The sequence below is a fragment of the Acinetobacter johnsonii CIP 64.6 genome (assembly GCF_000368045.1).
Classification (GTDB): domain Bacteria; phylum Pseudomonadota; class Gammaproteobacteria; order Pseudomonadales; family Moraxellaceae; genus Acinetobacter; species Acinetobacter johnsonii.
Map to the genome: position 1 here is coordinate 931,241 of NZ_KB849236.1, position 12,983 is coordinate 944,223.

The 12,983-nt window shown below is 41.1% G+C and carries 10 protein-coding genes; 6 read left to right on the plus strand and 4 right to left on the minus strand.

The annotated features are described in order from the left end of the window. The first annotated feature begins 58 nt into the window (after positions 1-58). From F986_RS15605 to F986_RS15615, 3 genes are all read left to right on the plus strand, one after another. On the plus strand, positions 59-1,447 hold the full coding sequence (locus F986_RS15605) for an L-cystine transporter (RefSeq protein ID WP_004696743.1): 1,389 nt from the start codon (positions 59-61) through the stop codon (positions 1,445-1,447). 152 nt (positions 1,448-1,599) lie between these two features. After that, complete coding sequence (locus F986_RS15610) at positions 1,600-2,427, plus strand: PhzF family phenazine biosynthesis protein (RefSeq protein ID WP_004696744.1); 828 nt, start codon at positions 1,600-1,602, stop codon at positions 2,425-2,427. Positions 2,428-2,573: 146 nt separating this feature from the next. Beyond that, positions 2,574-5,351 (plus strand): M16 family metallopeptidase, encoded by a 2,778-nt coding sequence (locus tag F986_RS15615; protein ID WP_004696745.1) that lies wholly within the window; start codon positions 2,574-2,576, stop codon positions 5,349-5,351. Positions 5,352-5,431: 80 nt separating this feature from the next. On the opposite strand, the gene F986_RS15620 is transcribed toward F986_RS15615, so the two are convergent. Next, the gene (locus F986_RS15620) at positions 5,432-6,496 is read right to left on the minus strand and encodes an amidohydrolase family protein (RefSeq protein ID WP_004696746.1); all 1,065 of its coding nucleotides are present in this window, start codon (positions 6,494-6,496) and stop codon (positions 5,432-5,434) included. Positions 6,497-6,617: 121 nt separating this feature from the next. Further along, a complete protein-coding gene (locus tag F986_RS15625; RefSeq protein ID WP_004696747.1) occupies positions 6,618-7,013 on the minus strand; it encodes a DUF3144 domain-containing protein in 396 nt (131 codons plus the stop codon). A 114-nt stretch (positions 7,014-7,127) separates the two neighbouring features. On the opposite strand from F986_RS15625, the gene F986_RS15630 reads away from it, so the two are divergent. After that, positions 7,128-7,760, plus strand: a complete 633-nt coding sequence (locus F986_RS15630; RefSeq protein WP_004696748.1) for a hypothetical protein — start codon at positions 7,128-7,130, stop codon at positions 7,758-7,760. Between the two features lie 68 nt (positions 7,761-7,828). Here F986_RS15630 and F986_RS15635 read toward each other — a convergent pair whose 3' ends face one another. Beyond that, positions 7,829-9,289, minus strand: a complete 1,461-nt coding sequence (locus tag F986_RS15635) for a CYTH and CHAD domain-containing protein (protein ID WP_004696749.1) — start codon at positions 9,287-9,289, stop codon at positions 7,829-7,831. A gap of 398 nt (positions 9,290-9,687) precedes the next feature. Next, positions 9,688-11,148 (minus strand): CYTH domain-containing protein, encoded by a 1,461-nt coding sequence (locus F986_RS15640; RefSeq protein ID WP_004696750.1) that lies wholly within the window; start codon positions 11,146-11,148, stop codon positions 9,688-9,690. Between the two features lie 286 nt (positions 11,149-11,434). On the opposite strand from F986_RS15640, the gene F986_RS15645 reads away from it, so the two are divergent. Then, positions 11,435-11,818: an Mpo1-like protein gene (locus F986_RS15645; RefSeq protein WP_004696752.1), complete on the plus strand. Its 384-nt coding sequence runs from the start codon at positions 11,435-11,437 to the stop codon at positions 11,816-11,818. A 519-nt stretch (positions 11,819-12,337) separates the two neighbouring features. Continuing rightward, the gene (gene thiE / locus F986_RS15650) at positions 12,338-12,958 is read left to right on the plus strand and encodes a thiamine phosphate synthase (protein ID WP_004696754.1); all 621 of its coding nucleotides are present in this window, start codon (positions 12,338-12,340) and stop codon (positions 12,956-12,958) included. The last annotated feature ends 25 nt before the right edge of the window (positions 12,959-12,983 follow it).

Sequence of the window (12,983 nt, forward strand, 5' to 3'; positions counted from 1 at the left end):
CAGTAAGCCCGTTTAAATTTTGATTTATAATTATGACAGCATCATTTAGGGAAACAATATGAATATCCCCTTAATCGTCAATGTCATCATTTTTATTGCATTGCTTTTTTTACTGGGCCGAACCCGTAAAACCGATTGGAGTTTAGCGAAGAAAGTACTGGCAGGTCTCTGTCTCGGTATTGTTTTTGGTCTCGCTTTACATGGGTTTTATGGTACGAATTCGCCTGTACTGCAAGAGTCAGTACAGTGGTTTAATTTGGTCGGCAAAGGCTATGTCAAACTACTACAAATGGTGGTGATGCCTTTGGTATTTGTTTCCATTTTAGGCGCTGTGATTAAGCTGCACGATGTGGGTTCATTGGGTAAAATTAGTTTTATCAGTATTGGGACTTTGTTATTTACCACAGCGATTGCTGCATTTGTCGGTGTGGTGGTGACCAATCTGTTCGGCTTAACTGCGGCAGGTTTAGTGCAAGGGACACAAGAAACAGAACGTTTAAATACGATTCAAACTGACTATGTCGGGCAAGTGGCTGACTTGCAAGTGCCTGATTTATTTCTGTCATTTATACCGAGCAATCCTTTTGCCGAGCTGACAGGGGCACATCCAACGTCCATTATTAGTGTAGTCATTTTTGCAGTGTTTTTAGGCATTGCAGGCTTGAACCTCATGAAAGCGGATGCTGAGAAAGGGCAAAAGCTGTTGTCTGCAATTGACATCTTGCAAGCGTGGGTCATGAAGTTGGTGCGTCTAATTATGATGCTCACGCCTTATGGTGTGTTCGCACTCATGACCAATATTGTGGCCAACTCTAAAATGGCAGACATCTTAAACTTAGGTGGCTTCTTGGTTGCGTCTTATATCGGTTTGGCGATTATGTTTATCGTACACGCCGTGATTTTGGCGCTCACAGGTGTGAACCCAATTCAGTTCTTTAAAAAGGTTTGGCCTGTGCTGACCTTTGCGTTTACTAGCCGTTCAAGTGCTGCCAGTATCCCTTTAAATATTGAAGCGCAAACACGACGTCTGGGTGTACCAGAGTCGATTGCCAGCTTTTCAGCATCATTTGGTACGACCATTGGGCAAAATGGCTGTGCGGGGCTGTATCCTGCGATGTTGGCTGTTATGGTTGCACCGACAGTAGGTATTAATCCACTCGATCCGCTTTGGATTTTGACTTTGGTTTGTGTCGTGACCTTGAGCTCGATTGGGGTGGCGGGTGTAGGTGGTGGAGCAACATTTGCAGCACTGATTGTCCTGCCGATGCTGGGCTTGCCTGTGACTTTGGTTGCACTGCTCATTTCAATTGAGCCTTTAATTGATATGGGACGTACGGCTTTGAATGTGAATGGTTCTATGACCGCAGGTGTCGTGACCAGCCAAGTCTTATGTCAAACCGATAAGCGTATTTTTGAGCAAGACAATGTGGACTTAAAAGAAGTCTAAGCTGAGAAATATATCGCTTATGAACTGAAAAGAAGCCTATCTTCATGATTAGGCTTCTTTTTATTGGGCGTGTATCCATAAATGACTAAAAACTGTATCTATTTTTTTGCGCAGTTTTTTGCAAAATAAAGCTTCAATTTAGGAGAAAAACGATGAAAATGTATCAAGTCGATGCCTTTACAACTGAATTATTCAAAGGTAATCCTGCCGCTGTGATTGTACGTGATGAATGGTTAGCAGTAGATTTGATGCAGAATATTGCCTTGGAAAATAATTTGGCAGAAACGGCTTTTGTGAAAGTCATTGATGCTGAAAATTATGAAATTCGCTGGTTTACCCCTCAGGTTGAAGTGGAATTTTGTGGGCACGCGACTTTAGCCAGTAGTTTCATCCTGTTTCGGGATTATACCGATGCTAAACGTATCCAGTTTCATGTGAAAGACTTGGGTGTTTTTATCATTGATCAAGATGTTGATGGCAAGATTCATATGAATTTTCCAATTCGTGCACCGCAAAAGTTAGAAGACTATCCTGCGGAAATTCATGAATTGGTCGATTGTGAAATTAAAGAAGTCTATTTAAACCCACAGGCTTATATTTTAGTGTGTGAGTCTGAGCAGGCAGTTAAGGATGCCAAACCGAACTTAGATAAAATTCGTCAAATGGCAGAAAAGCATAAAGTCAGTACCGCGATTACCGCTGAAAACTTGGATGTTACCCTGACCTCAACGTCTCAAGACTATGATTATATCGCGCGTTATTTCGCACCGCATAAAGGCATCAATGAAGACCCTGTGACAGGCTCCATGCATACAGGTCTTGCGCCCTTGTGGGCGGAGAAGTTGGGTAAAACCTCATTGATTGCCTATCAGGCATCGAGCCGTGGAGGATTACTTTATTGCGATATTCAGTCTGCAATGCGGATCCAAATTTCTGGCTATGCCAAGTTATATATGACGGCTGAACTTTACTTAGATTAAGTTGTAATTCTCTTAAATTAAAACTACTGGTGAAAAATAAGCATTGATTAAAATGCTATTTTTCACCAAATTACTATAAAAATAATTTCACTTTCCTCTATGATGTTGAGAATCATTCATATTTTGTCGAATTATTTGGAAAAATAATGTTAATGCGTTTTAAAACATTGAGTTTGTCGGTATTGCTACTTGGCTTTGGGGGCACAGTATGGGCACAACCCGTATTGGTAAAATCGGAACAGAAAATTGAAGAATATAAATTAGATAACGGTTTACGCATTATTCTTGCGCCAAACGATAAAGAAAATAAAGTGTATATGAACATGGTCTATTTGACTGGTTCATTGAACGACCCAAAAGGTAAGGGCGGTTTAGCGCACCTATTGGAACACTTAGCGTTCAAGGGGACTAAAAATGTTCCAGGGGACGAGTTTCAACGCCGTTTAGATCAATACGGTTTAATGAATAATGCCAGCACGGACTATTATTCAACCAAATTTATTAATGTGGTTCGTCCTGAACAAAATGCAATTAATGAGCTAATTCATCTTGAAGCAGAGCGTATGGACGGTTTGGTGCTCCAAGAAAAAGATGTACCGTCGGAAATCGCGATTGTAAAACGCGAGCGTGAAGTCCGTATGGATCAGCCTTTTTCAGTGCTCATGGATCAGATGTGGAAGTCCGCTTATGGCAATCAATATTTAGGGCGTTTACCGATTGGTGATTTAAATGAGTTACAGTCAATCAAAATGGCTGAACTGAATAAGTTTTATCGTGACTGGTATGCACCGAATAATGCGGTATTTGTCATTTCAGGTAAGTTTGACCAAGCTGCTGTACTGAAGCAGATAGATGAAAAGTTTAGTGCGATTAAAGCGCGTGCTGTGCCTGCGAAAGTCAAAGTGCCTGTCTTAGATGCCAGTAAGATTAAAGAACGCCAGTTTGTGGTGAAAAAGGGCAGTAATTTCGCCAAATATAATATCTACCTGAATGGTAAAAACGAGAACATTAAGACCGCGTTGGCGGTGTCACCGTATTTATACACCATGCAACCCAGTGGGCATTTGTACCAAAGCATTGTAGAAACGGGAACGGCGACAGCTGTTCAGTCGACCACATGGTTAGACCAAGATTTTAATATGGTGTTTATGGGCGCAGTTTATGCCCCCAACCATGATGTGAAGAAAGTCGAGTCGGCTTTGGTTACTGGTGTAGAAAAAACACCAAGCTTCAATGAGGTTGAGCTCAACCGTGTGAAGAGCATGATTAAAAATGCCCAAGAAAGCATGTTCAGCAGTGCAACGGCAGTCGGTGGCATGCTCAGTGACTATGTGGTTTCTGCCAATGGTGATTGGACACAATACTTTAAAGATCAGCAACAATTACAACAGCTCAGCGTTACTGATGTGAACCAACGTTTAGATGACTTTTTAGTGCCTGAGCATCGTATTTCAGGCACTATTTTACCGACCCCAGAAGATCAGAAAAAAGCACTTGAACAAGCGGCAGCAGCGACCCCAGCAAAAACTTTAGACCAACAAGCCGTTGCTGAAGAACCATTGAAAGATATCAGTGCGTATAAGGCAGAAGTGGCTGGATATGTAAAAAGCTCAAAGCAATATTTAGAAAGTGCTGAAAAACAAATTCAGCGTGGCAAGTTAAAAAATGGCATGCAATATGCGCTGTACCCAAGTACTACGCGTGACGATAAGACCTATGCCACCATTTCAATTGACTTTGGTACTGCAGAAACTTTGTTTAATAAAGCAGAGTTGTTAGATCTGACTTCTTATTTATTGCTCAGAGCATCAACTCAATATAGCTTGCAAGATATTGCCGATCATTCTATAGATGCGGGTGGTGGTGCAAGTGCAGCAAGTAATGGCAATGGGATTAATATTTCAATCGTGGCGAAGAAAGAAAAGTTTGATGAATTTTTTAACTTCGTGATTGATGTCCTTAAAAATCCAACCTTTGAACAAAGCCAGTTTGATTTGATTAAGTCACAAAGCTTAGCAAGTCTAGATCGACCGTATACTGAACCTGAAACTGTAGCGGCTTTAACCATTGCTCGTTTACTTGAAACTTATCCAATTGGGGATATTCGACATCACTTCGAGCCTGAATATGTCAAGAAGCAGTATCAGACCGCAACACAAGCTCAGGTTAAACAGTTGTATCAGCAGTTTTTCGCGATGAATCATGCACAAATTTCGGTGACGGGTGTGATTGATACGAAAAAGATGAAAAAGACTTTAAATCAGGCTTTTGCAAACTGGAATTCGGCAGCGCCTTATCAGCGGATTACTTCTGACTTTACGGCATATAAAGCGCAGCGTGTACATGCACTGTCAGAGCAGCGTGAGTTTGGTAGCTATCAGAGCATTATGACGTTCCCTGTGGGCACATACCACCCAGATGCACCTGCCTTACAGGTACTCGAGCACATCTTAGGTGAGTCACAATTATCTTCTCGTTTGGCGCAAGAGCTACGTGAAAAGAATGCCTTGGTCTATGGTTTTGGCAGCAGCATTTCGCTGGATGACTGGACGGAGTCAGGAGCGCTGACGATTGATGCAAACTATAGCGCAGGTAAATCGGCTCAAGTGTCTCAGGCGGTCTATAAAGTGTTGAATGAGTTACTGGCAAAAGGCGTTACTGAACAGGAAGTGGAAGCTGCCAAGGCCGATATTTTGAAAAAGCGTGTGACTGCACTTGAAGATAGTCGCAATATCCATCGCATGCTGATTCCTCAAATGAAACGTAATCGTACTTTACTGGATCGTGAGCAGCGTGATTTAGCATTGGCCAAAATCAGTAGAGCTGATGTTGATGCAGTGATTCAGAAGTATATTAAGCTGGATCAGTTGGTTGAAGTGATGGCTGACCAATATGGCAAAGCGCAGCCAGCGTTGAAAAAGTAAAGATTTCAGTTCTCAGCTAAAAAGAACCCCTCAAAATTGAGGGGTTCTTTTTGTCATAGGTTTTGTGAATTAATTTTCAATTAAAGCCGATAAAACTGTTTGGCATTGTGATGGAATACGCGCTCTAAAGCATCAGGCTCATAGGCAGCGACGACATCGCTAAAGGCATCGATAATATTCACTAACGATGTATTGACCGAATCCATAGGAAAGTTCGAGGCAAACATTACCCGATAGGTTCCAAAACAGGCAAGGGCATGTGTAATCATGGGATGTGCAAGGTCAAAGACTTCTTGTTTGGAAGCCAGTCGGCCTTCTTTATGAAAACGATGTCCTAATACAGGCATGAAAAGCCCCGACATTTTGGTATAGACATTTGGATAGCTTGCAAGTTCAGCTAAGTCGTCTTTCCAACGAAAGAAAATATTTTCCCGCGCTGTTTGTGTCATCCCTGTATTTGCACCAATTGGACCAAATAAACCTGCGGGTGTACCTAGATGGTCTAGCACAATGGAAGTTTCAGGGAACTGCTTGGCCAGATAAATCACATCTTCAAGCTGTGTGGAATAAACCCAAGCATCAAAACTCAAGTTGTATTGGGACAGCACTTCGAAGCCTTTGAGAAATTTTTTATTGCGATATAAGTGTGGCTCATCTGTCCACGAATGGATTGCTTTGTCTTCATGAAAAGACGCCATTTTACGAATACCACGAAAGTGTGGTGAAGCTTTATGGTGTAATTTTAGGATTTTTTTAAAGTTACGATCACGTGGGTCAGCTGTTGCGACAATGCCACCCAATTTGACCGTATCTGCCCCAAAAGCTAAAGACTCGATAAACTGAGTTTCCTCAACCACACCTTTACCTTTGCTGTGATGCCAACTGGCTTCAACATGTACCACTTGCTCTACTGTGTATGGGCCAGTATCGAGTTTATAGTCTTGGGGCAAATAAGGACGTGTGATATGACGGGTTAGGCCTAGGGTTTCAATCAGATCTTTAGGTTTCACCAAACGAACCATTTTGTCCAAAAGCTTAGGATGCTTACCCAATAATTTGACTGCCAAAGCCGCTGCATGTGGCGTGTTATAGGGGTCCCACTGATGGATGTGCGGATCGATGAGTGCAAAGTCCAAATGCTGCATGTTCTTCCCTAAGTCATATTCCTTAGCGATTACCTTACTGTAAATTGAGGTGTTGCAACATTGTATTTCGTTTCAAATACGACGAAATGAAAAAAGCCTGCACGAAGCAGGCTTGGATTGATCAGTGATCGTGTTTGTGGTCATGCTTATTGGCATGAAATTCTTCGTTATGACGGAAACGAAGGTAGTTTTCAAACTGTTCACAGTATTCGTCATAGTTGTCTTCAAGCATCATTTGGAACTGCTGCAAAATATAAGACATCACTTGCTCTTTGGCATCACGCATTTCATCGCCATCTTTAAAGTTGTTGGCTGCCACCCACGTGTTAAAACGGGCTGTACCAAACAACATCGCAGCACTCACTTGGCCACGTATTTCAGCAGGTTTCACTTGTGAACCTTTTTCAGTGCGACAAAAATCGTTGGCTTGCTTAATAAATTCATCTGCACGTTCAAAAAAAGCAGCATTCAACGCTTCTTCTTCGGTTACATCTGTTGCTTCAATCTTCTGAACCATGAACTTGTCCTAAAATACATAAATAACTCAGACTGCATTATAGGCAAAGCCTTGCAGAAACTAAACCTTTGCCTTAATCTAAAAATAGCCTAAGCGATAAAATAGAGAATATCCATGCAAGACGCGATTGCTGTACAAAGTTTAAAAAGTGATATTGCCTTATTGCGTCAAAATATTTGGCCACCACAAAATTTAGCCAATGTTGGAGACTTACCAATCTATTATGGTACGAAAGCGGAAGTCGAGGACTACTATCTTCAGTGGACGGGTTTGATTGAGCGGGCACAAGACTTGTTCCAACCTTTTATGGAAGATGAAGTGTTGGATGCAATTCATTTACCTAGTCATTTGAACTTACCACTGTTTTATTTTCACGTCGATCGTATTCGGATTAATAAAACCCGCGCCAAAGAGTCTAAAAGTTTTCGTGGCATTGCGAGCTTAATTGAAAAATGTGGGCAGTTTGAGCCAGAGCAAGTCCAAGCCATGCGCGCTTGGTTGGACAGCGATGATAACGCTGCCTTGGTTGCGCATAGGGAATTTATTGACCTCAGAACCTATGTGTTTCAGCATGGGCAGAGTGAATATACCCGTACCCGATTTTATGTAAATGGTATTGTGTTAAGTACCGAAGCACATTTTGAGTTGGTCGATGCTCGAGACAAACCACGTAAACAGCGCAGTGATAGCTATAACGACCCCTTAGCAGACAACAATACGTGGAAAGTATACGGCAAGTATCGCTAACTTAATTTCCCGTAGAAAATGGACTGCTTTGAGTCTTTCTCGGTTGATGTGTGTTTTGATTTAAACGTCTATTTCAACTTTTTGATTTGACTGAACTGCCTCAGCTCTTGTTCAACCAATTTTAGCATTCTATTTTTTTCCGCGGCGATCCATCCTGTGGCAAAATTATAAGCGGCTTCTGGTTCCGGGGCCTGTTGAAATAAAGCGTCTGCAACCACCAAATCATTATAGTGCCCCAAGCTTTCCTGAACTGCTTTGAGTTTTTTTAAATAGGTTTTTAATGCTTTTGCATCGAGTAAAGACGCCACAAACTCAATGCTATAACGCAGTTGTTTGACTTGCTTACGAACGCGGTGTTTTTCCTCATCTTCAAGCTGGCTAAAGTGCTCGGCATGTGCGCATATTTTATGGTGTAAAGCTTGTATCACTTTGAGTGCATGTTTTTTCAGTTTGCTTTTTGAAGGCGAATCTAGTTCTTGCTCTGTAAATAAAATTAATTCAAGCCAAAGTTGCGTCGTTTCTGGTCGTTGGAACAGGGCGCAGACATCAGAGATTGCTTCTGTACTTGGTGCAAGATGGTCTAATAGATAACCTGCCTCAATCAGTTGGGGGAGTAAATCTTCGTTCAGCGCATCGATGTCGCGGGTTCCACCTAAGGCTTGAAAAATAGTGGTGAGTTCCGTGTTCCAGTGTGGTTGAATGTCCTCCGACCATGCAGCAAAACTTTTCAGTGCGGTACGTAAACGGCGGATTGCCACGCGGGCTTGGTGCACATGCTCACTGGAGTACTGCTGTCGAGCAATTGAACTGGCATTGGGAAGTAAGTGCTGTAAGCAATTGGCCACTATGCTTTGTAGCGTTTCAGCTTCGCTTGAGGTTTTGTTCAGTACAAGAAGTGTTTGATACTGTGCAGGAAAGCAACTTTTCTGACGAACAGCTAGAAGGCCATAGTCAGATTTACTGTGTGTGTCGAGCGACAGTTTATACTTTTGAATCCAAGGTCGTATAAATGCGATTAAATCTTCTATCGATCCTTGTTTTAATTCAAATTCGATCTCGAAAATATCAACACTGCTTTGTTCTTTAAAAATTTTTCCAATATCGAGAGCAATTTCAACTGTACTGTTTCCAACATCCTGCAAAACGCGTAAACGTTGGATCTTGGTTTCAAAGAGCAATTCAAGGGTTGGAAGTGGAAGCCCCAAAGCGCGTTTTAATTTTTTATAGGCAGCAGGATAAGCTTCATAGTTATCTAAGTCGAGTGTAGTCGTCTCAGGTGGCGCTATATCAAATTCAAGTTCCAAGCGACTCAATGCTTTTGCGGTATTCAGTGCTTTGAAGGTTTGTTTCCATTCATCATTTTCCTGCCGACGTCGAATCGCGATGCAATGCTTAGCAAGTGTTTGATCCGCTGTATCAAAGTATTGGGCTGCTAAATGAATCGGCTCAGCCTTGAGCAGTGTAAAGGCTTTTTGCAAGGCCTTACGCTTCTTAACTGGAACTTGAAACTTAAATTCAATCTCTTGCATAGCCCATGACTCATGACAACCTACGTTTTACTATATGCTAAATTGAATAAAAAAAAGACAAATTTTAAATGTGTATAAGTTAAAAGAGCAGAAATAGTGTGCTAGATGTCACTTTTAAAATGAGATGGTCGTCAGAAATATGCAGAGTTAATAAGTACAGATGGTTACATCGAAGTGATAATAAATTTACATTGAGTAGGAATGTATAGGTTTACTTTTTAAGAATAAAAATGAATATAAAGCCTGTATTGTTCTGATAATAGGCCGCTTTGTCATAGATAAATTAGTGGTTTAGATATACCAACCACGATCTTCTATCGTGGTTTTCGGCTTGTCAGGCCTTGTGGAGGATGGATAGCAGTCATGTATTTAACATGACTGCTTTGGTATATAGAGCGTTATTTTAAGAATTTACGGCTGACTAAGAACTGTTCTGTCGCTTCTAAAAGCTTATCGGCATAAACTTCAAGCTTTGCCGTGAGCCAACCCAAAACAAACCAATCACTGGCTTCAAGTTCTGTCTGTTGAATGTACGCAGCAGAAGTCGCCAAGATTTGATATTCATGTGCGGCTTGTTGGGCATCATTCAACGCTTTACTGTATTTCTGCAAATTTTTCACATCATAAATGGATGTTAAAATAGGAAAGCTAAACTTCAATTCCTTAATTTTCTGTGCCAATACATCTAAGCTTTCAAAGTGGCTAATATCTGCAGCATTTAAGCTTTCTTGTAGCTGTCGATATTGGTTTTGCAGGGTATTGTGCGCATAGGTTTTTAAATCCTGCTTTTGCACCTGATCATGTGAACTTAAACTAAAGGTCAATAATTCAAGATAATGATGTACATTCTGTGTCGATTTAACTAAGTTACCAAGCTTTTCTTGAGCATATAAAATGTCTTTGGCTAGATTTTCAGTGGTGGTTGGGTTCTGAAGAAAAGCGCCTAAGGTACTTTGCATATGCTGCAAATGTTGTAAATGATCAAACTGATGCTTAAATGCAGCAAGTTGCATCGCCCATTTATCAGAAATATTGCTATTCCAGTCCTTAAACAAAGCTAAGGTCAATTGTAAGTGCTCTAAAGCGGTTTGTGCCTGATCAATATGGCTTTGCTCAGCAACACCTGCCGAAATTGCAGCAATATTCGGCAGTAAATGCTGCATTTGCTGACCAATCAACAAACTCAGGTTATGTGCCGCACTTTCTTTTTTCGATAAGACAAACTCTTTTTCAAAACGTGCTGGACTTACGGTTTGCTCAAGTGCCAGTAGATTACCCATTTCGGCTTTGCTGCGGACATCTAACCATAGTTGATACTTTTTCACCCATTCAAAACTAAAAGCCAAAAGTGACTGAACAGAGCCTGATTTGAGTTCGAATTCTACCTCATGGATGGTCTGTTCTCGACCAGATGCACGAACCACTCCAACATCCAAACAGACTTCAATTTCAGCGTCTTCAAATTCAATGACGCGATAGGTACGTTGGATGTCCGTTTCAAATGTGAGCTTTAACGCAGCTGCATCTGAGCCTAAAGCTTGGGTTAAAATTTGCTGAGCCTCTGGAATAGCGTCATAAATGCTTAAGTCCAGTACAGGAGATGACTCTAACTCACCCAAATTATGATTATGTTCAAAACGGTGTAAATGACTTTTACCTGCGGCTTTGAGGGTTTGAATCCAGCAAGTACCTTCAAGACGCTGACGCAAAGCTGCGCCGTGTTGGGCCAAGAGGCGATCAGGCGTGTCAAAATACTTGGCTTGAAGTTGAATCGTTTCAGATTTTTTAGGATCTAAAGTTTTAAGAAGGGCGGTACGTCGTGTTTCGCTAATCTGAAATTTTAATTCAATTTCAACCATGAAAAATTCCTAATTTGAGGGGCTAGGTCAGTGCCAAGCCTTTATGTATTTAGATGCATGATCTGTAGTTTGTTTTTATGTGCGCTAAAGGCACACCAATGGACCACTGGATTGTAGCGAAAAAGAGACAGTATGTAAGACTTGACGACACAATAAAACAAAGTTGCAGTGCGAGATTGATCAAAAAACAATTCTGTTTTTAGTGGACGCGCGCCCAGAGGCGATTGCACTTTGCAGATTGCATATTTTCAGCTATGTTGGTAAAAAACTATCAGGATGATGACAGATGAATGCTCAGGTTGAACCGAAACAGGAACATGACGCTGAACCTAATTTTCAATTGCCGATTAAGGACTATCAACAGTTTTATCGTTTTTATCTAACAGAGCACCGCAACATCATGAGTCGTCGGCTACATGTCGCGGGCAGTTCAATTGGACTGTACTTTTTCTCTAAAGCCATACTTAAACGTAAGCCGCGTTATTTTATATACGGCTTAGTCTCTGGCTATGCCTGTGCGTGGGTAGGTCATTTTGTTTTTGAAAAAAATAAGCCAGCTAGTTTTAAACAGCCTTTGTATAGTTTTATTTCTGACTGGCGCATGTTTTCCGATGTTTTACGTGGAAATTTAAGCTTACAAGATCGTGCTTTGGATAAAATTCCAAGTTAGTGAAGCACTTTGTGACTTCATCATGAAAGTTTTATTAAAAGTTTGAAATTAACAGTTGCAAAGTATGAGTTAATGTTCTAATAATGAGATCGTTGTTTATATTTTCACCAAATAATATATAAGTGCTTTGAACCTTAAAGTGCTTTTAGTTTTCCAAGCCTAGAGTGACCTTCTCTAGGCTTTTTTTATATGGACGCTAAGTAAAAATATGCGGCTTTTTAGCTTTTATGATGTTGTTCAAACACCACTGGTTTAAAAAGCTAAAAAGCCGTATCAGATCGCTGCGTGTCTCTTATTCTTGTTATAAAGTTGTTATTTTTATTTTATTCTTGTTGCTTTCTGTATCCATTAAACTGCGAAAGCGGTGGGGCGACTATCACTGAAAATAGGTATTTTTATATAGGCTGAGCTTGGCCGCGGGATTTTTGTGCAAAGCAAAGTATTTTCAGTCCCAACTCATTAAAGCATCAGTCGCCTTTGGCTTTATAATAGAACGACATAACCCAAAGGTAGAGTTAAATGCGCGGTTTATATTTAATTACAAATGATGATCCTTTAGAGCTACTTTTGGCTAAATTAGAAGGTGCAATGGCAACACGTGAAGTTGCCGTTTTGCAGTATCGCCGTAAAAAAGTACCTAAAGAAGAACAGGCTTACGAAGTCGAGTATATGAAAGCGATGTGCGCTGAGTATCGTGTTCCTTTTGTGATTAACGATGACTTAGAAATGGCAGTCAAATACGGCGTTGGTGTGCATTTAGGGCAAGATGATGGCGAAGTTGCCGAAGCTGTCGCGCGCCTGCCAAAAGATGCGGTGATTGGTCGTACGTGTTTGAACTCGATTGAGCTGGCAGAGAAAGCTATTGCTGAAGGTGCAACATACGTCGCTTTTGGTGCAATTTATGCAACTGAGACCAAGCCAGAGGCTGGCAATATTGGCTTGGAGACTTTAAAAGAAGCCAAATCCAAATTGAATGTTCCGATTTGTGCGATTGGTGGCTTAACAGTTGAAAATTCAGGTGAAGTGATCGAAGCCGGTGCCGACCTTTGCGCGGTGATTAGTGATATATTAGGGCTATCAATGTCTGCGATTCCTGATCGTATAGAACAGTGGGCTGATTTATTTGCATCTAAAGCTTAAGCGTTTTTAGATGTTTTTTTATTTT